The organism is uncultured Ruminococcus sp., assembly GCF_946415235.1.
GTDB lineage: Bacteria > Bacillota > Clostridia > Oscillospirales > Ruminococcaceae > Ruminococcus.
The window spans coordinates 1-21,090 of record NZ_CAMKRR010000019.1; the positions used below are offsets into that span (position 1 = coordinate 1).

Consider the following 21,090-nt stretch of genomic DNA (forward strand, 5'->3'; position numbering starts at 1 on the left):
AGGGCGGCAACGACTGGAATCAGGGAGGTCAGGACTGGAATAACTGGAACCAGGGTGGTCAGGACTGGAATAACTGGAATCAGGGTGGTCAGGACTGGAACAACTGGAATCAGGGTGGTCAGGACTGGAACAACTGGAATCAGGGCGGACAGGACTGGAATAACTGGAACCAGGGGCAGCAGAACTTTGACTGGAACCAGGGCGGAAACAACTGGAATCAGGGTCAGGACTGGAACAACTGGAGCGTAAATGACTGGAATAACAACAACGGTCAGCAGAACTTCGATTGGAACAATGGCGGACAGGACTGGAGCAGCTGGAATCAGGGCGGCAACGACTGGAATCAGCAGAGCTTCGACTGGAACAACGGCGGTCAGCAGAATTTCGACTGGAATCAGGGCGGTAACGACTGGAACCAGGGCGGCAATGACAATTGGTACAACTGGGACGTAAACAACTGGAGCCAGGGCGGTAACGACTGGAATCAGGGCGGTCAGCAGAATTTCAACTGGAACCAGGGCGGTCAGCAGAACAACGACTGGGGCAACTGGAATCAGGGCGGAAACGACTGGAGTCAGGGCGGTCAGCAGCAGGTAAATAACGGCGGCGCTCAGGTACAGGCAGGCAAGAAGCTCTGCGCTATCTCATTCGATGACGGCGCTTCAGCTCAGAGCAAGTCTGATCCCGCATACAGGATCATCGACGCTCTCATCAAGAACAACATGACAGCTACATTCTTCATCGTAAGCGACTGGATCAAGACAAACGAGCAGGTTCAGTATGAGTACCAGAATGGTATGGAAGTAGCTAACCATACAAAGTCACATCAGTCACTGGGTTCACTCGGTTCATCACAGATCAGAAGCGAGTGGGAGCAGTGCAACAGCAAGCTCAAGAGCATCATCGGCACTGAGCCTTCACACCTCATGAGATTACCTTATCTCGAGAGCAACGGAACAGTTCAGTCCGCACTCTATGATATCCCGCTTATCAGCTGTGCAATAGATACTCAGGACTGGAACAACGCTTCCAAGGATCAGATAGTAAATACTATCAAGCAGGCTGCACAGAACGGTTCACTTGAGGGTGCTATAGTGCTTTGTCACGAGAATTATGCTACAACAGCTGCTGCTATGGAAGAAGTACTTCCATGGCTCGCACAGAATGGTTACCAGAACGTAAATATCTCTGATATGGCAGCTGCAAAGGGCAAGACTCTTGCAGGCGGACAGATACACACACGTGTCTGATCGCTGAATGATTTAGTGGGACGTTCACGCGCCAGGTGTCCGGAACACTTAAAACATTTCTCCATGTTTTTATTATTACCGAAGGGCAGTCTGTATTTTATGGGCTGCCCTTCATTTTAAAACATGAGCTGCTGCGGTAAGCGGCTGAATTGATGTTTCTTCTCCTGTCTTAAAAAGCTGTGAAAGATGTCGTAATTGCGATAAAATATTAACGAAAATTTAATTGTTATAACGATATAAAAATATAATATAAAGCTGTGTTTAAAGCAATATTTCTTTGGCATATATTGACAAAGTTTTCTGTAATGGGATCAATATGAGGGTTTAGTGATTGACAAAGGGTATAAAATGTGATACAATAAACGAGATGTTTATGATGTAATAGTTTTCTTCAATAGTGATACTGCGAAGGAAATTAATGAAAATGACTTTTGGAATTAAAAAGATATTTGTTACTACATCCCATCACCTGATACGATTAAAAGGCGTTTTTGTCTCGAAATACGGGCTCGTTCCTACTTGCCCCTACAGATGAATATTGTAAACAGCTTCTTGTTTTTTACGTTTCTGTAAAGCGGAAACGGAGTATATCGGTTTATTCTGATATGTTACAAACAATGAGCTTTTTTATTTATCCGAGAGATACTTTGCAGTATTTAAGGCTCGTTTATCGGGCTGAAAAAGAGATTCGCGGTGTTGGATTGCACTGATGGGGAATTGATTATTGGATGAAAAGGAATTGCAAGAATGAATATTTATCTATCAAAAAACAGAAACAGTGCTTTATCCCGCGAGGATCGCGCCAATGATCAGAGAGCGGGGCGCAGATCATTCTGTGATGAGCAGATATCGAAAAATAATAAAAAGATAAGATGCAATATCTTTGTTGATCTGCATGAGACAGCGATGCAGAGCGAGTCGGGACTTTATCATCAGTACGGCGGTATCGTATGCAAATTCCGCCTTAATGACCTGATACGCGGTGTTCTGCGCGGAACTTTGCCGTATAACGACGATTTCCTTGCATAGGGCTGCGGCCTCGGACGAGCTTTATTCAGCGCTCGGCAGACTTTAAGGAATATTGCTGCTGCCGCATTTTGCGAAGCAGGAAAAACGGAGTCGCGGTCCGGTTTCGTATCACCTGTTTTCAGGTCTGAGAAAATGTCGGCTTTAAAGATATCATGGCTGTCTGAACTGTTTCGGACGATGCCGTGTCGTTTGGAGGGAGGCGAAAGGGATTATCCCGTGGGGTGTGCCGATGGATATGTGTATTGTTTTCGGTACAGTATAAATAAAGAGCTTTTTACAAGGAAGCATATTAATTTTTTTAATTCAGGAGGAAGAAATGAAAAGTAAAGCAAGAAGATTAATCTCACTTATTGTGACATTAGTTATGGCGTTCACAGTAATGTCAATGAGCATGGTGGGCATGACAGCAGGTGCGGCAGAAAGCAAGACCTATTCAGAGATCAAAAAGTATGAAGTAACTTACGGCGGCAAGCTTTACCGCGGTTTTATCTTAGTACCCGAGGAAGAGGGACAGTACGATGTCAGCCTCATTTTCTGCGGTACAGGCGGATTAAACAGATGGACATGGTACCACTTCGATCAGTGGGTAAACAAGTGGGTATCAAACGGCTACATAAAGCCTTCCATCATTGTTATGCCTTCAGTTGACAAGAGCAATCCCGATATGGAAGCAGGCGTTCAGGGCTGGCAGTTCGAGCAGTTCGTTCGTGAGCAGATGGGCGGCATGAAGGAAGCTCTCCTCAAGACAGAGTACGGCAAGTACATTAACCCAAGCAAGCAGATAAATATCATCGGCTACTCAATGGGCGGTTCCGCTTCACTTCTTACAGGTACATTATATCCTAATCTTTACACAAACGTTGCATCTCTTAGTCCTTCACACACATATTACTCGTATGACGGAAAGCAGTGGCTCAAGAGCGCTAAGGAGATCGTTTTTGCTAAGAGCAGCAGAGCACGCCGTCTGATCGCATACAGCAAGAGCGAAAGCAACGGTCAGACATATATCTTCCAGGAAAATGCAAAGAGATATGAGTCAGAAGCACGTAAGAACGGCTATCCTTTCAAGACATACGTTACAAAGAATTATCCTCATAAGGTAGATATCTTCTTCAGAGAGATATTCGTTTATATGTATTACCTTGACCATAATGTTGTACTCACAGAGAGCAGAATCAATAATATGGACTATAGTATGCCTATAACACAATACAAATAATCCTATGTGGGATTCTGAGCACATAGCGGCAGGATAACTGTTCTTCCGCTGACAGAAGGCTCAATGTTACGGATAATAAAACAGCACTGTGCATTTGCATAGTGCTGTTTTTTATATTGTCATTTTGCTAATGAAGCTCTGACAGTATCAGTATTTCCGCGGAGCTCTCTTTCGGAAGCAGCTGCGTAAATGATACCTGCGGCGGCAGCAGCTAAACAAAGCAGCTGATTAAGTGATACTGCTTTGCCGATGTGGGACTCTCTGAGGAAATCAAGCAGACCTTTAGACGCCGCACAGAGTGTAAGCAGGTAAACTGAAGTATGCCTGCATTTCTTCGCGAGCATTATCATACCTATGGCGAAAATAATGAAAAATACCATGGCTTCCGCAAGCTGAACGGGGAATATACATCCTGTTTCAGTGACCTTTCCCGAGTACTTCACGCAGAACGGGCCATTATAGGGTATCCCGCGGCAGCAGCCGGCAAGGAAACAGCCTGTTTTGGAAATACTGTACATAAGCGGAAGAACAAGAGTACAGTTTTCAAGAGTTATTTTTGTGCTGCCTTTGTCGCGGTTTATGAGGGCGAGAGTAATTACGCTGAGGTACATACCGAAAAGTCCGCCCATAGATGAAAGACCTGTTTTCTGCCCTCCCGATGCGGCATAAGTTAGCAGGAACGCAAAGAAAAAGCTCATAAACGGCGAGAGAAGTGTTATAAAGCCTGATGTCATAGGCTGTATCCCACGCTTTACATTGAGGATATACTGCAATGTAAAGCCTGCCGTGCATGATAGCAGGATCATTATCGCATAGGGCGGAAACAAAAAATAATCCGTGCAGATATGTATATTCATATTATTCGCTCCTTATTTTGTATGGTCCTGTCAGCTGCAAGAGCTGAGACTGTTTACACATTCATTGCAGGCTATGTACAGCGTGATAATGGCTGCTATACTTATAACGAGCAGAATTACGGCGAGAAATATGTAAATGATGCAGAGTATTTTGGCAAAGGTGCTTTTCGGGTACATCACCCTTGCGATTATCATCAGAACCATTGCGGCAATGAAGAAAAATCCGCTGAGAATGGGTACCTTAGTAAAAAATATGGGAACTGTTATCAGCATAAGAGTGACCGAGATGATACAGAGGATATTGGCTGTGCCGCTGTTTTCCTGCTGAGCTGTACTGTTATACTGTATCGGGAAGTACGTGATATTCTTTACGGTATCATCGTTGAAAACGATCTCTTCGCAGTTCCTTAGCTGCATGATGTAGCCGTATTCAAACTGATCGACATATCTTATCCATTTACCGTTACTCTGCTTTGCAAAACCGCGCATAGCGAGAAGCTCCTCGTCCGTGCCGTCAGGTGCAAGAAATATGGGATAACCCATATTGTATAGCAAGGTGCAGTTCTGTATCTCAAAAAAATGGATCGTCATATTATCTGCCTCCATAAAAAGGGATTTAATGTTTCTATGATATTATTATACACCTATCCGCATGAAATGCAAATATGACATTTATAATTTTTTCAGTGACATTTGTAACTGTTTAATGCTATGAAGATTTTCTCTTGACAAAAACAGTGATATATGGCAAAATATAAGGTGATATCGGAAAACACTTTTTATGATAAAGGAGATATTGATGGGAATATTGAAGAAGCTGTTTCCTGTAATGGCTGTTTTGGTTCTTATGTGCGGCTGTGATTATGATGACTATGACAGCGAAGAAACACATGAAACTCGTGTCAATGCTGCGTATACGAATGACGATGAAGCACTGTATCAGGTCATATACGATCATCTTTCAAATTATGAATATCAGTCTATAAAGTACTATGGTTATCCCGATGAAAGCAAGGTATTTGATATAGTACAAAGAGTAGTCTATGAGCATCCCGAGTTTTTCTGGATAGATGATTCATTTCTTGCTCAATCCTATCCTGAGGGATATACGGATATGGGACTGAATCTCAGAGGTGATGAGATATCTATCGGCAGGATAAGGGAAATGTGCGATGAGGTCTCGGAACAGGCAGACAGGATAATACACAATATACCTGTTGGAGCTTCAGACTGGGAAAAGATACTTTTTGTACATGATGAGATAGTAAGGAATACATGGTATCAGGACGGTGATGAGGATGAATTCACCGATACGGTCTACGGCTGCCTTGTAAACGGAAGAACGCAGTCTGCGGGGTATGCTCAGGCATTCCAGTACATTATGGAAAGAATGGGCTTTGAGTGCGGTATGTTTTCAAACGGTGGTCATACATGGAACTATATAAGGCTTGACGGCAAGTATTACTGGATAGACCTTGCATATGATGACCCTGATTTCGGAGAAGATGTATACTATAATTATACGCATAATTACTTTATGTGCGATGACGGGCATTTATCGGAAAATCATGACCTCAGCAAGGGAGATAACAGATTTGTCCCGAAATGCGATTCCTTTGACAAATACTTTTATATCGTTGACGGCTCCTACATGACGGAATACAACGCTGACAGGATATCGGAGATAATAGCGAAGCACAGCAGTGAAGAGCAGATAGAAATAAAGTTTGAAAACGAAAAGGACTATAAAGATGCCATAGAAGGTATCCGCCATGGTGTGGGAGCCATTGAATTCATGAAAGCCGACATTGATCTTTCGGAGCTGAGCTACTGCTGGATAGATGACTGGCTTGTCATAAAGCTGCTGCTGGGTCAGCGGACGGAAGAAAAGACAAGCAATTGATCAGTCTGATATGCGATTTGTTGTCAGGTCACGGCTCTGTTTTTCAAAAGTTGCTGTTTTTCTGCAAGCTGCATTTTTGACTTGATTTTTGTATAAAGGTATGATATACTTGAAAAGATGTATATTATGAGAATGTGTGAACATCTCGATAGTATTTCCGAAAATATCATTAATAAGAGGTTAAGAGTATGACTATATTTGTAACAGGCGGAGCCGGCTTCATCGGCTCGAATTTCGTATTCCATATGCTGGATACATATCCCGACTACCGTATCGTATGTCTGGACAAGCTCACATATGCAGGCAACCTTTCCACACTTGAGCCTGTAATGAAGAATCCGAATTTCCGCTTCGTAAAGATAGATATCTGTGACAGAGAAGCGATATACAAGCTCTTCGAGGAAGAAAAGCCCGATATCGTTGTAAACTTTGCAGCAGAGTCACACGTTGACCGTTCTATCGAAAATCCCGAGATATTCCTTCAGACAAATATCCTCGGTACACAGGTCCTCATGGATGCCTGCCGCAAGTACGGTATACAGAGATATCATCAGGTATCGACTGATGAGGTATACGGCGACCTTCCTCTCGACAGACCCGACCTTTTCTTCACAGAGGAAACGCCTATCCACACAAGCAGCCCATACAGCTCTTCAAAGGCAGGAGCAGACCTTCTTGTAATGGCTTACCACAGGACATACGGACTTCCTGTGACAATTTCAAGATGCTCCAATAACTACGGACCTTATCACTTCCCCGAGAAGCTGATACCTCTTATGATAGCAAATGCACTTGCAGACAAGCCGCTCCCGGTATACGGCGAGGGACTGAATGTAAGAGACTGGCTGTATGTTGAGGATCACTGCCGCGCCATTGATCTCATAATCCACAAGGGCAGAGTAGGCGAGGTCTACAACGTAGGCGGACACAACGAGATGAAGAATATCGACATCGTTAAGCTCATCTGCAAGGAGCTCGGCAAGCCCGAGAGTCTTATCACTCACGTTGAGGACAGAAAGGGACACGATATGCGCTATGCTATCGACCCCACAAAGATACACAACGAGCTTGGCTGGCTGCCCGAGACAAAGTTTGCAGACGGCATAAAGAAAACTATCAAATGGTACCTTGAGAACCGCGAGTGGTGGGAGACTATCATCAGCGGCGAGTATCAGAACTACTACGAGAAAATGTACGGCAACCGCGCACAGGTGTGAAAAAACGCTCCCCCGACTTTATAAAGAGTCGGGGGATAATTTTTTATACGGATATCTGAGAGCTGTATTGAATTATTCATATTACAGATGTATAATTTCATTGAAGATTTTTTTGAAAAAGTGAAATATTCCGCTTCAAAAATCGACTATATAGACAAGAGGAACTCAATACCTCATGAAAGGAGGGTTTCCCATATGAATGATGCATCGATCATGGAAATGTTCCTGAAAAGAGACGAAAACGCCTTAAAGGAGCTGAAAAGCAAGTACGACGGACTTTGCTGCTATATTGCGGGGAATATCCTGTACAGGCGTGAGGATATCGAGGAGTGCGTAAATTCCGCATACTATGATATATGGAACAAGATACCGCCCGAAGAGCCCCGCGACTTAAAAACTTATCTCTGTCGTATCGTAAAGAACAAGGCTATAGACCGCCTTAAGTACAATACTGCACGGAAGCGCAGCTCGGAGTATGAGGTTTCCATTGACGAGCTCTCGGAGTGTATTCCCGACAGGCGCGGCGACGATATCTCGGCGGAAAAGCTTGCGGGAATTATCAGCAGCTTTCTGCGTACACAGGACGAGCTCCACAGAAAGGTGTTCGTCAGGCGCTACTGGTACGGTGACAGCGTTTCAAAGATAGCGGAGTATTTCGACATGAACGAAAAGACTGTCGCTACCTATCTTTTCAGGACAAGAAAAAAACTGAAAGAATATTTGAAGAAAGAGGGTTATGTTTATGGATAAAAAGAAATTTTATGAAGCCATTAATATGATCGACGACGACCTTATAAAGGAAGCCGAGATAAAGCCCGAAAAGCTTGTAAAAGCCGATACAGGGGCTGAGGACAGCGGCATGACCGTATCGGGCGTTGAGCTCTACAGCAATAAGATAAAATGGCGCAGGATCGCTGCAACGGCGGCTATGTTCGTTCTTGCGGCAGGTATCGGAGCTGTCGGGTATAATGTGTTCAGGCAACGTACTCCCGTTGTAAAAGAAGAGACAGAGCTTGCCACAGAGGCAGACAGCACGGATGAAGTGTCAACAAAGGAAAGTAATGATAAAAAGGAAGCTGAAAGCGAGACCACTTCCGCACAGAAGAGCGAAAAAACTACAGCAAAGACTACAGAAAAGTCGACTTCGGCTGCCTCGGATAAAAAGGACACTGAGCAGACTTCAAAGACAGACAAAAACCAGCAGACTGCGGAAACAGTGGTGAAGGTGACGGTACAGCAGACCGAAAAGCCCACGGAAACGCAGAAGCCAAAGACTACTTCCAAGACTACTGCAAAGACGGCCACAAAGACCACAACAAAGACAACTACGACCAAGCGCACAGAGTCGGCAACGACCACAAAAGCTCCTGCACCCAGTGAGAAAATGGACGTATTCGCCCGTCTTAACGAGTTGACCTATTCTCCCGAGACCTGTGACGGACTTCCCGAGTATGTGCTGAACGCTCCCGGAGATACGGAGATATTCTATTTCAATTTTTCGGGATATTACAAATGGGTATGGCGCAACAGCTCAACCAGCAATCCTGTTCAGATGGAAGCTGTTCTTCCCGATGACCTTGCCGAATACCTTATGGAACACGGCGAGGAGATAGGAATGTATCCTTCACAGTACAGCGTTCCGATTCCTATACAGAGCTATGACTTCAATGCTCAGTATATCCGCACGAATTGTTACGGCGGAAATGTAAGCTATCCACAGAAAAAGCTTATTACGAGCCGTTCTGAGCTTGACAGTTATATAGAAGAATACTGGGAGAATGCTAAAAAAAGGTGGAGCGGTTCATACAATGATGACGAATTTATCAAAACAGCTGCTAAATATGATGATAACTGGTTCAGCACCCATAAGCTGATGCTGGTCGTTCTTGAAACGGGCAGCGGCAGTCACAGGTATAATGTAGTGCAGGTCGGTGGAATCGGTGTCACAATTGAGCGCAAATTACCACAGATTGAAACTTGTGATATGGCTGAGTGGCATATCCTTATAGAGGTGGACAAGGACGTATACGTCAACAGCGACTTTATGGTAAGTACATACGATACCTACGTTCAGGATAACTGGCTTAATTAAAAAGCAGAAGGCAAGCGTAAAAGCTTGCCTTCTTTTATGTTATCTTCGTGACCTTGTAGCCTGCGGCTTCAACAGCCTGTTTCAGCTCATTGTCGGAGATATCGCCGCACAGCCCGACCACAGCCGTTCCGCTCTTATGGCTCACCTCTGCGCTTTCCACGGCACTGAGCTCCTCCAGAGCCTTTTTTACGCGAGCCTCACAGTGATCGCACATCATACCCTTTATTTCTATGGTCTTTTCTGTGCTGCTTTCGGGAGCTTCAGCAGGCTTTACGGCTGCGGAGCGCTTTTTGTCGCGGCTTGCATCATATGGCTTGAACATATTGAGCCTGAGCGCATTTGTCACCACGCAGAAGCTTGAAAGGCTCATAGCCGCCGCACCGAACATGGGGTTAAGCTCCCAGCCGAAAAGCTTTATATAAGCTCCTGCGGCAAGGGGGATACCTATTATATTGTAGAAGAACGCCCAGAAAAGGTTCTGCTTTATATTCCTGAGAGTTGCCCTGCTGAGCCTTACAGCGGCAGGAACGTCACTGAGACTGCTTTTCATGAGGACCACGTCCGCCGCGTCTATGGCAACGTCCGTGCCTGCGCCGACGGCTATGCCCATATCAGCCGAAGTAAGGGCGGGAGCGTCATTTATTCCGTCTCCCACCATTGCGGTAACGCCCTGCTTTTTCAGCCTGCGGACAGCCGCTTCCTTTTCGTCGGGGAGCACTCCTGCGATGACCTCGTCAACTCCTGCCTGCTGTCCCACAGCTCTTGCGGTAGTCTCGTTGTCACCTGTGAGCATGATGACCTTTATACCCATATTTTTCAGCTGTTTTACGGCTTCGGCACTGTCTTTCCTGATAACGTCCGCAACTGCAATAAGTCCCACGGCTTTTTCTCCCTCGGCAAAGAAAAGGGGAGTTTTACCCTCGGCTGACAGCTTCTCGGAGGCAGTCCTTATATCCTCGGGGATATCTGCGGAAGCGCTTATAAATCCGAGATTTCCTCCCGATATCTTTATACCGCTGCGCTCTGCCGTAAGACCGTTTCCCGAGACTGCCCTGAAGGAGGTAACTTCCTCGGCGGTCAGCTCTTCCTCGTTACAGCGCTTTATCACAGCCCTTGCAAGAGGGTGCTCGCTGTGGGATTCAAGAGCAAGGGCAAGCGTGAGGACCTCTTTTTCGCTGTACCCATTTGCAGGGATAATGTCAGTAACAACGGGCTCGCCTGCGGTGACAGTTCCCGTCTTGTCGAGAGCAACGATGCTGACCTTTCCCGTCTGTTCGAGAGAAACAGCATTCTTGAAGAGTATGCCGTTCCTTGCGCCTGTGCCGCTTCCAACCATGATAGCCACGGGAGTTGCAAGTCCGAGAGCACAGGGGCAGCTTATAACAAGTACGGATATAGCCCTTGCAAGGGCAAAGCCTGCGCTCCTGCCAACAAGCAGCCATATAACAAGAGTTACAGCGGCTATGATGATTACCGCAGGGACAAATATTCCCGAGACTCTGTCAGCGATCTTCGCTATGGGAGCTTTTGTGGCGGCAGCGTCGGAAACGAGCTTTATTATCTGCGAAAGTGTGGTGTCCGTGCCAACTCTTGTGGCTTCACACCTGAGATAGCCCGAATCGTTTATGGTTGCGGCTGTAACCGGCGAGCCTGCCTTTTTGTCAACGGGAATGCTTTCACCTGTTATGGCAGCTTCGTTGACTGCGCTTTCACCCTCGATAACGATGCCGTCCACGGGAATGCTCTGCCCCGGGCGGACTATGAAAATATCGCCCTTTATAACGTCATCTGCGGCGATCTCGGTCTCAGTGCCGTTTCTGACAACAGTTGCAGTCTTGGGCGAGAGCTTTATGAGGCTTTTCAGCGCGTCCGTAGTTTTTCCCTTGGAGCGTGTTTCAAGGAGCTTTCCCACAGTTATGAGAGTGACTATCATAGCTGCCGATTCAAAGTAGAATTCGTGTGAATAGCTTGCTGCCCGCGCGATATCGCCCTTTACCTGCGCGTCCGTCATGGCGAACAGGCTCCACGTACTGTAGACGAATGACGCCATAGAGCCCATAGCAACAAGGGTATCCATATTCGGGGAGCGGTGCAGAAGTCCCTTTGCGCCGTTTATGAAGAACTTCTGATTTATTACCATGACTATGGCGGAAAGGAGCAGCTGTGCAAGACCGTTCATAAGGTGATTGTCTGCCATGAACTGCGGCAGGGGAAGTCCGAGCATGGAGTGTCCCATTGATATATACATCAGCATCAGCAGGAATATCAGTGAAGCTGAAAGTCTGTGCTTCAGAGTGCGGAGCTCTCCGTCATTCGACAGGCTGTCATCAGCCTTTGAAGTCTCTGAGGCTTTGTCTGCGGAAGAAGCGCCGTAGCCTGCGTCTGTGACAGCTTTTATGACAGCGGCATCGGAAGCGCTGCCCTCAACTCCCATGGAATTGGTCAGCAGGCTTACCGAGCAGGAGGTAACTCCCTCAACGGAGGATACAGCCTTTTCGACTCTTGCACTGCACGCTGCACAGCTCATGCCTGTGATATTGTATTTTTTCATCTCTTTTCTCCTTCCGCCGTAATATCCTGATTTTAGTATATCACAGTTTATAGTTTACGTCAAACAGCGTGTTATATACGGCTTACAAAAAACGGTCTGACTTGTGTCAGACCGTTCATACTTATTGTTTTCAGTGGATTCAGGCTATCTTTTCTACCGTATAGCCCATACCCTCAAGGAGATTGTCAACTCCGACGTCCTCTGAATAGTGAAGAGCGCCTACCATGAAGAGGCAGTTCTTACCGTCCTTGAGAAGCTCGGAAGCCTTTTCTGCCATACCCTTGTTGCGGTCGTTGAGCATAGTCTTCTTGTACTCGTCGTAGTCGTCCTTGAGATCCTCGGGGATATCGTCAGTGTCCATGTCGGAATCGAAGAGAATATCGCCGCTGCCGTTAGCCCAGAGCTCATAGATCTCGGCGATGTCCTCGGCATATTCGTCGATATTGCCCATTTCGTCGAGTGAATCGCTGAGGACGTAATCCGCAAGGTCGTCGCTGTAGGCAGAGAGCGCCTTTACCTGAGTATCAAGAGTTTCGATGCTGATAACTTCCTTGTTGTCTTTCTTTGCAAGCTCCATGAAGTAAGTGTCTGTGCCTGAAGTTTCAAGGTTCTCAAGTCTGAGGAGCATGATAGAGTTGAGCTGATTGATGAAGAAGCCTGTATTGTACATATCCAGCATCTCGTTGTAGCCGCCGACAGAATTGAAATAATCCTTTAATTTCTGATAAGTCTCATCCGAGATATGTTCTGTTACCTTTGAACCGTCCTTATAGATGAAGCCCTGTGTCATTTCTGCCATAGCATTTGCGTCCGACATGAGAGCTACGGTGTCGTACTCAACAGCGATAGCTTCGCAGTTGTTGTAGATATCCATTAATTTCTCGGGATAATCTTTTGCTTTTTCAGGGAGAACGTGCATAGTTCCGAGGAGGTAGATGGAGTTTCCGCTGTCGGGATCGGTCACCTTCCAGAGCGGGGGATTGATATCCGTTGTCTTGACGAAGTCGTTTATGTCAGCTGTGCTTCCGAACATATTTTCAGCAAGCTCTTCCTCTGATGTATCTTCTGTTGTTCCTTCTGTTGGATCGGCAGCAGAAGCTTCTGTTGTGACCTCAGCTGTTGTTTCCTTTGCGGACTCCTTGTCCGAAGCTGTCTTCTTTTTTCCGCCGCATGATGCTGCGGAAAGTGCCATGGCAAAAGCCATAATAAGAGCAGCAGTTCTTGTTTTTTTCATTTTATTCTGTCCTTTCATTACAAAATATAGTTTATTATACTACCGACGGCCGCATATGTCAATAAATAAAAGAAATAATTATAAAAATCAGCCTGTATTTTGCGGATTTGTTTCAATAATTCGTATAAAAAGCGGATAAATGCCTTGACCTTTTCAATATAAAAGTATATAATGAGAATATAGTGATGTTGTTCATTATGAGTTTTTATTCTTTTTTTGAGGTTTGATATGAAAAAAATACGCAGACATATGATTTTTTACGGCTATGTGCAGGGAGTCGGCTTCCGCTGGCGAGCTTCCAATGCCGCACAGAGATTCGGCATCACAGGCTGGGTACGCAATCTCGACGACGGCTCCGTTGAAATGGAAGCTGAGGGCACCGAGAGCGACATAAATGATATGATAGAGGTGCTGAAGGCTCATATATGGGGAAGTATAGACGATATGATCTCCGAGCACATACCTCTTCGAGGCGATCATGTATTTGAAATAGTATGATCATCTGCAAAATGGCTTGACAAAGTCCTCAGCAGATGTTATAATGACTTACGAGCGTTGCTCCGACAGTTCGTTTGCGCCATCCTGTCGTTAATAAAAACCAGGGCATCCGTATACCGCAGTTCATGCTGACGGTATATATCTTTGCGTAAGGATGCATCTGCTTTTGGCAGATGCTTTTTATTTTGGGTGATAATATGTACAGATTAAAAACTTCATCGTCATTTGACAGTGCACATTTCCTTGCGGGATATGAGGGAAAGTGTGCAAATATACACGGACACTGCTGGAAGATAGAAGCGGAATTTTCGGGAGAAAAGCTTGCCGAAAGCGGTGATAAGCGCGGTATGCTCATTGATTTCGGCGATATAAAAAGCGCAGTCCGCGCTCTTGCAGACAGCTTCGATCATGCTCTCATATATGAGGAGAAGTCAATGAGAGCGGAGACGGTGGCAGCTCTCAGCGCCGAAAATTTCAGGCTTATCGCTGTACCCTTCCGTCCGACGGCTGAGAATTTCGCGGAGTACTTCTACGGAAAGCTCAAAGAAGAGGGCCTCCCCGTAAGCAGCGTGGCTGTGTATGAGACTCCCGAGAACTGTGCGGTATATGAGGAAAAGCCATGAGATATCCCGTAGTTGAAAAGTTCATCAGCATAAACGGCGAGGGACAGAAGGCAGGAGAGCTTGCGGTATTTATCCGTTTCAGGGGCTGTAACCTCAATTGCAGCTACTGCGATACAAAATGGGCTAACAGCGAAGACGCGGAAGCCGAGCTTATGAGCGCAGAGGAGATAGCCGAGTATGTGGCTTTAACAGGTGTGAAAAATGTCACTCTCACAGGCGGAGAGCCGCTTATGCAGTCCGGGCTGCATAAGCTTATTGAGCTCCTTATAAGCTCGGGACACAGCGTTGAGATAGAAACCAACGGCAGCATTTCCGTTGAGGAGCTTGCGGCGGGGAAGCTCAGACCGTCCTTTACTCTTGATTACAAGCTCCCCGACAGCGGCATGGAAGCAGCTATGCTCACCGAAAACTATGCTTTTCTTACGGAAAGCGATACTGTGAAGTTCGTTTCGGGCAGCATAGATGACCTGAGAAGAGCCGTTCAGATAATAAAGAGATTTGACCTTGTAAACAGGTGCAGAGTGTATATAAGCCCTGTATTCGGCAGGATAGGACCTGCGGAAATAGTTGATTTCATGGCAGCGGAGAAGCTCAACGGCGTAAGATTACAGCTTCAGCTCCATAAATTCATCTGGGAGCCCGACAAGCGGGGCGTCTGAAAGGAGAAAGTATGGATACAAAAGCGATAGAAATGCATATAAGAGGTATTCTTGAAGCCCTCGGCGAAGATCCCGAGCGTGAGGGACTTCGTGAGACTCCTCAGCGAGTGGCGCGTATGATGGAAGAGGTATTCGAGGGAATAGCCTACTCTAATCACGATATAGCGCAGATGTTCGGAAAGACCTTTGAGGCTGCCGACGATACGGCTGTTGTCATGAAGGATATCACCGTGTTCAGCCACTGCGAGCATCATATGGCGCTAATGTACGATATGACCGTAGATGTGGCTTATATCCCGAAGGGACGTGTCCTCGGGCTCAGCAAGATCGCAAGGATATGCGATATGGCGGCAAAGCGCCTACAGCTTCAGGAAAGGCTCGGAAGCGATATAGCTGAGATAATCGCGGAGGCTTCGGGTTCTCCCGATGTGGGAGTTGTTATAAAGGGCTGCCACAGCTGCATGACTGCACGGGGCATACGCAACGCTGCCGCAAAAACTGTTACCAAAACATGGCGGGGAGAGTTCAGGAACGACCCTGAGCTCAGAAAATTACTGGACTGATAAGGAGATAGATATGAAAGCACTGGTTTTGTTCAGCGGCGGAGTGGACAGCACGACCTGTCTCGGCATAGCCGTTGATAAATACGGAGCAGAGGAGGTCCTTGCACTGTCCGTTTATTACGGTCAGAAGCACAGCAGGGAGCTTGAGGCTGCGGAAAAAATAGCTGCTCACTACGGAGTAAAGCATAAAAAGCTTGATCTTGCGCTGATATTTGCGGATTCGGACTGCTCCCTGCTGAAAGGCTCGTCAAAGGAGATACCGAAGGAATCCTATGCGGAACAGCTCAAGGGAACGGACGGTTCGCCCGTTTCGACCTATGTACCGTTCAGGAACGGTCTTTTCCTCTCATCTGCTGCCAGTATAGCGCTGTCAAATGGCTGTGAGGTCATATACTACGGTGCTCACAGCGACGATGCCGCGGGAAATGCCTACCCCGACTGCAGCAGTGAGTTCAATGAAGCGATAAACCGTGCCATATACCTCGGAAGCGGCTGCGAGCTGAGAGTTGAAGCTCCGTTCATCGGGCTCACAAAGGCTCAGGTCGTAAAAAAAGGACTTGAACTGGGTGTACCTTATGAGCTCACATGGAGCTGCTATGAGGGCGGAGACAAGCCCTGCGGAAAATGCGGTACCTGCATCGACAGAGCGGCTGCCTTTGCGGAAAACGGTGTGGCAGACCCCGCGCTTGTGAAAGGAGTATAACATGACAGGAAGAAATGAAAACGAAAAGGGAAGCATATCTCTTCTCGGAAATAACAGAACGACCTATTCCTCGGATTATGACCCGTCCGTGCTTGAGACCTTTCCCAACAAGCACCCCGACAACGATTACTTTGTGAAGTTCAACTGCCCTGAGTTCACAAGTCTCTGTCCTATTACGGGACAGCCCGACTTCGCGACCATATACATATCCTATATCCCTGCCGAAAAAATGGTGGAGAGCAAGTCGCTGAAGCTTTATCTGTTCAGCTTCCGTAATCACGGGGATTTTCACGAGGACTGCGTGAACATCATCATGAAGGACCTCATAAAGCTCATGGAGCCCAAGTATATTGAGGTTTGGGGAAAATTCCTGCCCCGCGGCGGCATTTCCATTGACCCGTACTGCAATTACGGTATTGCAGGCACAAAGTGGGAGCAGCTGGCGTGGGACAGACTTGCACATCATGATATGTATCCCGAGTCTGTTGACAACAGGTAGCGAAAAATCGGATGTTGACCGTATATTTAAGATGTTCTGCGCGTGCCGCTCATTGCTGCACGCGCTTTTTGATGTAAAAAAAGGGGAGGCTTCAGCGATTTTTTGCTGAATATTGACAAATTAACTATAATGTGATATAATGTAGTAGCAAATTATGGATCGAATTGACAATGGGATTGAGATTGGCGAATTGAATTGCTAAAAGATATAGATATGCTGATGATTCGCTTATGTTTTTACAAAAGAAATGATGCTCCATCATTTCTTGGATGGGAAGTGAAAGTATGAATTTCCATGCATTATTTGAAAAAATGCTGAAAGAGCTCAACAGCATGAAAAAGATCGATTTCAGCTTGGTAAAGGAAGAGCTCGAAAGCATATGTGATATGTTCCGTATATCAAAAATAGCTACAAAGACATATCAGAATGCAAAGCTGGAAGAGCTTGGCAAAGCTGATGTCATTATATCATATGACAGCGGCGAAGAGGGTACGGTTGCGCTGTCATCACGCATAGTTACCGATATGCTGAATATCATCACCTGCGAGGTGCATATCAGAAACGGAGCAGAGCCGTGGAGCAGCGAGGAAGCGGAAACGGTCAGCTTTTTCCTTGACACCGTTACTGTTTATGTCAGCAGGAACAGGATACAGGAAGCAGCTAAAAGGTTTGCATTTTTCGATGATGACGGCTATCATAATTTCCGTTATTTCGTGCGGTATCTTCAGCGCGCTGATATTGAGGGCAAGCTTACGGGAAGAGCGGCGCTCCACTTCAATCTGAGACATTTCGCGCTTGTGAACAAGCAGATCGGAAGAAGTCTCGGAAGCATGGTAATGCACAGCTTTTTCAGTGCCCTTGAAGAGATGATAAGCGAAAAAGGAGCGATATGCCGTATCGGCGGTGATAATTTCGCAATTATATGTGATCGGGAATGTCTTAACGACGTGCTCGGATACCTCAGCGGTGCAGCTGTCGTATATGACGTTCATTCGGGAGACAGGATAATGGTATCTGCTTCTGTAGGCGTTTTTCTGATACCTGATGACTTCGTCATGGAGGACGTGGGAGACATACTCGATAAGATAATCGCTGCTTCAACGGCTGCAAAGGTCAACGGAAAGCAGAATATCGTATTTTTCAGCAATGAGATGCTTGCCGAAAAGGACAAGGTAATGCGTATCCAGCACCTCTTCCCGAAAGCGATAGAGAAAGAGGAGTACCATGTTTTCTATCAGCCGAAGGTGAATATCAATACGGGCGAGATAGTAGGCGCAGAGGCTCTTTGCCGCTGGTTCAGGGACGGAAAGATAGTCCCGCCTTTGGAGTTCATACCGATCCTTGAACAGGGACTTGAGATATGCAAGCTTGACTTCTATATGCTCGACCATGTATGCAGGGATATCCGCAGATGGCTTGATGAAGGACGAAAGGTCGTGAGGGTATCCGTTAACCTTTCACGGAAGCACATGGTCGATATAGACCTTCTCGAGCATCTGCTCGAAATAGTTGACAGGAACAATGTACCGCATGAATATGTGGAAATAGAGCTTACGGAGACCACTACGGACGTGGAGTTCCGCGACCTCAAGAGAGTAGTTAACGGACTTCGGCAGGCAGGGATATGTACTTCTGTGGACGACTTCGGAATGGGATATTCTTCACTTAATCTCATTAAGGAGATACCGTGGGACGTGATGAAGGTCGATAAGAACTTCCTGCCCGAGGACGAGAATTCGGAGGGCAGCATCAAGGACGTCATGTTCCATTATGTTGTGGGCATGGCAAGAGCCATGGGGCTTGAATGTATTGCCGAGGGTGTGGAAACACAGGCTCAGGTAAGAGCTCTGAGAAATAATAAATGCGACCTTGCACAGGGATTTCTGTATGACAAGCCGCTGCCTGTGGATGAATTTGAAAAAAGGCTTGATATCGGCAGATATGAAGTCGAGGACTGAATAAAAAAACTGAGGAATGATATTCATTCCTCAGTTTTTTTATTTGCACATCTTTTCGAGTATCTCGGCAGCGTCGGTGACACATCCGCGGCATGAGCGCAGCGGACTGCCTGTGAGAGCTCCCTTTAATTCGCGGCACATAACGGATCGGTTCATGCCTGTGAATTCACTTTCAAACTCGCTTATGAGCTGCTGAGCTCTATCGGGATATTTTTTCGAGAGTATGTACTCGGAAGCGAGAACAGCTCCGCATTTTCCCATTCTTCCGCCTGCAAAAGGAGCAGCCGCTGCCTTTGCATCATTTTCACTTAGTCCTATTTCGTCCGCAAAAGCGCATAGTACTGCTGCCGAACAGCTGTAAAAGTTCTTGTGATTTTCGATAGCCTTGTTTGCTTTTTCTGCCATGTTTAAACCTCCTCAAGCAGCAGATAGCTGCCGGTCTTTAATAAATTTTCCGTGATAAAGCTGTCTGACAGCCTTATGTTTTTTTCAATGCCGTTTTCACCGCGGAGAGCAACCGTGCACATGAGCTCCTCGTTATCGGGAATGCCCTCGCAGCCGTAGTCGTCCTCGTATATTTTAAGTATTTCGAACTTCATTGCTATCCTCCGTATGTTTATCATTAATTCCTTTACTCTTGATCCATGTTACTGTATCGGTATAATCCGAGAGTGTCGAATTCATCTTTTAACAAGTGCCTCTTAACGCCTAACAGCTTTAACAAATGATTGACGGTACCGTTTCCGTCCGCAGGACCGTATTTCATTTCGCCGTTTTCAAAGAACGCTCCTGCCTGCGTTCCATGTCCGCCGAAGTAATCGGTCTCGATATAAATGAGCTGCGCTCCCGCTGAATGTTCTTTCAGAAAGCAGATGACTGAATCTGTAAGGAAGTACAGATTCGGATATTGGCAGGTATTCTTCATATCAACTGTTTCTTCTATATCATCGAACAGGCTGTCATTCAGAAATATGAGGGCATAGCTCTGCGGAAGGCTTACCATTTCGGCATATGCACGGCGTTCTGTTATTGATCGTATGACATTTTCTTTTCCGATGACCGCTCTTATCATATGTCCCAAAGCTTTATGACCTCCTTGCGATCTTTTTCGTACCATACCATTATACCATAATACTTTCAATTCATCAAGACGATACTGACAAAAAACAGCGGCTCACCGAAGCGAGCCGCATAGGATATCTTGATCTGCTTATATTTTCACGCTTTGCAGTCCTGTTTGGACAGGTTTTATTTTCTGCGCTCTGTTCCGAAGAACACCTTGTCAAAGAACTCCTTGGTCGTATCTTCGCCGAGAGCTTTTTTGAATACATCGGTGGAAACTCCGCCTTTTGTTATGAGGTTATCGGAGTACTGCTGAGTAAGCTCGAGCTTTTCTGCCTTTTCCGCAGCTGAAAGCTCATCAAGCTCATCAGCCTTTTCCATGTAAGTGCGGACAGCGTCGCAGAACATCTCTTCCAGTTTTTCATCGTCCGAACGCTTTCCCGCCTTGTGAAGAACTACTGTCATAAGATCGTCATACCATGCGGGAGAAGCAGCGATATCTTCAAGGCTGCTGTATCTGTCCTCAAATCCCTTCAGTGCGTCAAGCACGTCTGTATAACTGCCGTCTGTCCTGTCGGGAACAAGGTCGTAAAACTCAGCATAAGCCTTTCGTTTTCCGAGTATATACATGAAGTCCATTGACATAAGCGGCATATTCTTTTCATAAGGTGTGATGACGTAGGATACCATCTGCATAAAGCCCATATTCACCGTCATGACAGAAAGGTTGCCCAGATCCCTGACATCATACTGAGAAACATTGAACTTCATAAATCCGTACATTTTTATCTGTTCAAAATCGCCTGCATCAACAGGTGTGACCTCGGCATATTCAGAGAGAGCTTTCATTCCCGACTCAAGAGTCCTGTTCATGACCTTCATGTTCCTTGAAGCATTAAAGGCTATAAATCCTGCGGCTGCTCCTATTATAAGAACTATCGTCAGAAGCACCTTTGGCAGCTTCTTCTTTTTTAAGCTTTTATCCTTCATACTGACGCCCACTTTCATATAAAGATATACGTTATATCAAACGCTATCATTATACCACTGCCGAGCTGAAATGTCAAGGAGCCATGCCTGTTTATGCCGAAGAATAAGAATGTAAAAATTGTATTGACTATAGGCTAAAATAACGATATAATATATATGATACCTTATGAAAATTATGCAACG

General features: G+C 46.0%; 22 protein-coding genes. 14 read left to right on the forward strand and 8 right to left on the reverse strand.

What is annotated here, in order from left to right:
• The 3 genes from Q0R37_RS06065 to Q0R37_RS06075 form a co-directional block, all read left to right on the forward strand.
• On the forward strand, positions 1-1,250 hold a 1,250-nt coding region (locus tag Q0R37_RS06065; protein WP_294752460.1), incomplete at its 5' end, for a polysaccharide deacetylase family protein.
• 747 nt (positions 1,251-1,997) lie between these two features.
• A complete protein-coding gene (locus tag Q0R37_RS06070; protein ID WP_294752461.1) occupies positions 1,998-2,279 on the forward strand; it encodes a hypothetical protein in 282 nt (93 codons plus the stop codon).
• A gap of 316 nt (positions 2,280-2,595) precedes the next feature.
• The gene (locus Q0R37_RS06075; protein ID WP_294752463.1) at positions 2,596-3,498 is read left to right on the forward strand and encodes an alpha/beta hydrolase-fold protein; all 903 of its coding nucleotides are present in this window, start codon (positions 2,596-2,598) and stop codon (positions 3,496-3,498) included.
• Between the two features lie 119 nt (positions 3,499-3,617).
• Here Q0R37_RS06075 and Q0R37_RS06080 read toward each other — a convergent pair whose 3' ends face one another.
• Positions 3,618-4,355: a prolipoprotein diacylglyceryl transferase family protein gene (locus tag Q0R37_RS06080; RefSeq protein WP_294752465.1), complete on the reverse strand. Its 738-nt coding sequence runs from the start codon at positions 4,353-4,355 to the stop codon at positions 3,618-3,620.
• Between the two features lie 30 nt (positions 4,356-4,385).
• Positions 4,386-4,946, reverse strand: a complete 561-nt coding sequence (locus Q0R37_RS06085) for a hypothetical protein (protein WP_294752466.1) — start codon at positions 4,944-4,946, stop codon at positions 4,386-4,388.
• A 208-nt stretch (positions 4,947-5,154) separates the two neighbouring features.
• On the opposite strand from Q0R37_RS06085, the gene Q0R37_RS06090 reads away from it, so the two are divergent.
• The 4 genes from Q0R37_RS06090 (at position 5,155) to Q0R37_RS06105 (ending at position 9,567) form a co-directional block, all read left to right on the forward strand.
• Positions 5,155-6,258 (forward strand): hypothetical protein, encoded by a 1,104-nt coding sequence (locus Q0R37_RS06090; RefSeq protein WP_294752468.1) that lies wholly within the window; start codon positions 5,155-5,157, stop codon positions 6,256-6,258.
• A 188-nt stretch (positions 6,259-6,446) separates the two neighbouring features.
• The gene (rfbB, locus tag Q0R37_RS06095) at positions 6,447-7,475 is read left to right on the forward strand and encodes a dTDP-glucose 4,6-dehydratase (RefSeq protein WP_294752470.1); all 1,029 of its coding nucleotides are present in this window, start codon (positions 6,447-6,449) and stop codon (positions 7,473-7,475) included.
• Positions 7,476-7,670: 195 nt separating this feature from the next.
• Positions 7,671-8,225: a sigma-70 family RNA polymerase sigma factor gene (locus tag Q0R37_RS06100; RefSeq protein WP_294752472.1), complete on the forward strand. Its 555-nt coding sequence runs from the start codon at positions 7,671-7,673 to the stop codon at positions 8,223-8,225.
• Complete coding sequence (locus Q0R37_RS06105; RefSeq protein WP_294752474.1) at positions 8,218-9,567, forward strand: hypothetical protein; 1,350 nt, start codon at positions 8,218-8,220, stop codon at positions 9,565-9,567. Before Q0R37_RS06100 ends, Q0R37_RS06105 begins: the two co-directional genes overlap by 8 nt.
• A 34-nt stretch (positions 9,568-9,601) precedes the next feature.
• Here Q0R37_RS06105 and Q0R37_RS06110 read toward each other — a convergent pair whose 3' ends face one another.
• Together Q0R37_RS06110 and Q0R37_RS06115 are read right to left on the reverse strand one after the other, a co-directional pair.
• Positions 9,602-12,118 (reverse strand): heavy metal translocating P-type ATPase, encoded by a 2,517-nt coding sequence (locus Q0R37_RS06110; RefSeq protein ID WP_294752475.1) that lies wholly within the window; start codon positions 12,116-12,118, stop codon positions 9,602-9,604.
• 139 nt (positions 12,119-12,257) lie between these two features.
• Entirely contained in the window at positions 12,258-13,352 is a 1,095-nt protein-coding gene (locus tag Q0R37_RS06115; protein ID WP_294752476.1) for a TraB/GumN family protein, read from the reverse strand.
• Positions 13,353-13,580: 228 nt separating this feature from the next.
• Between Q0R37_RS06115 and Q0R37_RS06120 the strand changes: the two genes are divergently transcribed.
• The 7 genes from Q0R37_RS06120 to Q0R37_RS06150 all read left to right on the forward strand — a co-directional run bounded on the left by Q0R37_RS06120 (position 13,581) and on the right by Q0R37_RS06150 (position 18,855).
• The gene (locus Q0R37_RS06120; protein WP_294752477.1) at positions 13,581-13,850 is read left to right on the forward strand and encodes an acylphosphatase; all 270 of its coding nucleotides are present in this window, start codon (positions 13,581-13,583) and stop codon (positions 13,848-13,850) included.
• 197 nt (positions 13,851-14,047) lie between these two features.
• Positions 14,048-14,473: a 6-carboxytetrahydropterin synthase QueD gene (queD, locus tag Q0R37_RS06125; RefSeq protein WP_294752479.1), complete on the forward strand. Its 426-nt coding sequence runs from the start codon at positions 14,048-14,050 to the stop codon at positions 14,471-14,473.
• The gene (gene queE / locus Q0R37_RS06130; protein WP_294752481.1) at positions 14,470-15,132 is read left to right on the forward strand and encodes a putative 7-carboxy-7-deazaguanine synthase QueE; all 663 of its coding nucleotides are present in this window, start codon (positions 14,470-14,472) and stop codon (positions 15,130-15,132) included. Before queD ends, queE begins: the two co-directional genes overlap by 4 nt.
• Before the next feature lie 11 nt (positions 15,133-15,143).
• Complete coding sequence (gene folE, locus Q0R37_RS06135) at positions 15,144-15,695, forward strand: GTP cyclohydrolase I FolE (protein WP_294752483.1); 552 nt, start codon at positions 15,144-15,146, stop codon at positions 15,693-15,695.
• Positions 15,696-15,708: 13 nt separating this feature from the next.
• Complete coding sequence (gene queC, locus Q0R37_RS06140) at positions 15,709-16,398, forward strand: 7-cyano-7-deazaguanine synthase QueC (protein ID WP_294752484.1); 690 nt, start codon at positions 15,709-15,711, stop codon at positions 16,396-16,398.
• Between the two features lies 1 nt (position 16,399).
• Positions 16,400-16,897 (forward strand): preQ(1) synthase, encoded by a 498-nt coding sequence (gene queF, locus Q0R37_RS06145; protein WP_294752486.1) that lies wholly within the window; start codon positions 16,400-16,402, stop codon positions 16,895-16,897.
• Positions 16,898-17,181: 284 nt separating this feature from the next.
• Positions 17,182-18,855 (forward strand): bifunctional diguanylate cyclase/phosphodiesterase, encoded by a 1,674-nt coding sequence (locus Q0R37_RS06150; RefSeq protein ID WP_294752488.1) that lies wholly within the window; start codon positions 17,182-17,184, stop codon positions 18,853-18,855.
• 39 nt (positions 18,856-18,894) lie between these two features.
• Here the strand turns inward: Q0R37_RS06150 and Q0R37_RS06155 are convergent, their stop codons facing one another.
• The 4 genes from Q0R37_RS06155 to Q0R37_RS06170 all read right to left on the reverse strand — a co-directional run bounded on the left by Q0R37_RS06155 (position 18,895) and on the right by Q0R37_RS06170 (position 20,907).
• Positions 18,895-19,260, reverse strand: a complete 366-nt coding sequence (locus tag Q0R37_RS06155) for a C-GCAxxG-C-C family protein (RefSeq protein WP_294752490.1) — start codon at positions 19,258-19,260, stop codon at positions 18,895-18,897.
• A gap of 2 nt (positions 19,261-19,262) precedes the next feature.
• Positions 19,263-19,454 carry a hypothetical protein gene (locus Q0R37_RS06160; RefSeq protein WP_294752491.1) on the reverse strand — a complete coding sequence of 64 codons (192 nt, stop codon included), beginning with the start codon at positions 19,452-19,454 and terminating at the stop codon, positions 19,263-19,265.
• A 32-nt stretch (positions 19,455-19,486) separates the two neighbouring features.
• Positions 19,487-19,927 carry a hypothetical protein gene (locus Q0R37_RS06165; RefSeq protein ID WP_294752508.1) on the reverse strand — a complete coding sequence of 147 codons (441 nt, stop codon included), beginning with the start codon at positions 19,925-19,927 and terminating at the stop codon, positions 19,487-19,489.
• 176 nt (positions 19,928-20,103) lie between these two features.
• Complete coding sequence (locus Q0R37_RS06170; protein WP_294752492.1) at positions 20,104-20,907, reverse strand: hypothetical protein; 804 nt, start codon at positions 20,905-20,907, stop codon at positions 20,104-20,106.
• Positions 20,908-21,090 lie beyond the last annotated feature (183 nt).

Coding starts and splice junctions, on each gene's coding strand:
- Q0R37_RS06070 (WP_294752461.1), top strand. CDS start 1,998: ATGAATATTTATCTATCAAAAAACAGAAACAGTGCTTTATCCCGCGAG.
- Q0R37_RS06075 (WP_294752463.1), top strand. CDS start 2,596: ATGAAAAGTAAAGCAAGAAGATTAATCTCACTTATTGTGACATTAGTT.
- Q0R37_RS06080 (WP_294752465.1), bottom strand. CDS start 4,355: ATGAATATACATATCTGCACGGATTATTTTTTGTTTCCGCCCTATGCG.
- Q0R37_RS06085 (WP_294752466.1), bottom strand. CDS start 4,946: ATGACGATCCATTTTTTTGAGATACAGAACTGCACCTTGCTATACAAT.
- Q0R37_RS06090 (WP_294752468.1), top strand. CDS start 5,155: ATGGGAATATTGAAGAAGCTGTTTCCTGTAATGGCTGTTTTGGTTCTT.
- rfbB (WP_294752470.1), top strand. CDS start 6,447: ATGACTATATTTGTAACAGGCGGAGCCGGCTTCATCGGCTCGAATTTC.
- Q0R37_RS06100 (WP_294752472.1), top strand. CDS start 7,671: ATGAATGATGCATCGATCATGGAAATGTTCCTGAAAAGAGACGAAAAC.
- Q0R37_RS06105 (WP_294752474.1), top strand. CDS start 8,218: ATGGATAAAAAGAAATTTTATGAAGCCATTAATATGATCGACGACGAC.
- Q0R37_RS06110 (WP_294752475.1), bottom strand. CDS start 12,118: ATGAAAAAATACAATATCACAGGCATGAGCTGTGCAGCGTGCAGTGCA.
- Q0R37_RS06115 (WP_294752476.1), bottom strand. CDS start 13,352: ATGAAAAAAACAAGAACTGCTGCTCTTATTATGGCTTTTGCCATGGCA.
- Q0R37_RS06120 (WP_294752477.1), top strand. CDS start 13,581: ATGAAAAAAATACGCAGACATATGATTTTTTACGGCTATGTGCAGGGA.
- queD (WP_294752479.1), top strand. CDS start 14,048: ATGTACAGATTAAAAACTTCATCGTCATTTGACAGTGCACATTTCCTT.
- queE (WP_294752481.1), top strand. CDS start 14,470: ATGAGATATCCCGTAGTTGAAAAGTTCATCAGCATAAACGGCGAGGGA.
- folE (WP_294752483.1), top strand. CDS start 15,144: ATGGATACAAAAGCGATAGAAATGCATATAAGAGGTATTCTTGAAGCC.
- queC (WP_294752484.1), top strand. CDS start 15,709: ATGAAAGCACTGGTTTTGTTCAGCGGCGGAGTGGACAGCACGACCTGT.
- queF (WP_294752486.1), top strand. CDS start 16,400: ATGACAGGAAGAAATGAAAACGAAAAGGGAAGCATATCTCTTCTCGGA.
- Q0R37_RS06150 (WP_294752488.1), top strand. CDS start 17,182: ATGAATTTCCATGCATTATTTGAAAAAATGCTGAAAGAGCTCAACAGC.
- Q0R37_RS06155 (WP_294752490.1), bottom strand. CDS start 19,260: ATGGCAGAAAAAGCAAACAAGGCTATCGAAAATCACAAGAACTTTTAC.
- Q0R37_RS06160 (WP_294752491.1), bottom strand. CDS start 19,454: ATGAAGTTCGAAATACTTAAAATATACGAGGACGACTACGGCTGCGAG.
- Q0R37_RS06165 (WP_294752508.1), bottom strand. CDS start 19,927: ATGATAAGAGCGGTCATCGGAAAAGAAAATGTCATACGATCAATAACA.
- Q0R37_RS06170 (WP_294752492.1), bottom strand. CDS start 20,907: ATGAAGGATAAAAGCTTAAAAAAGAAGAAGCTGCCAAAGGTGCTTCTG.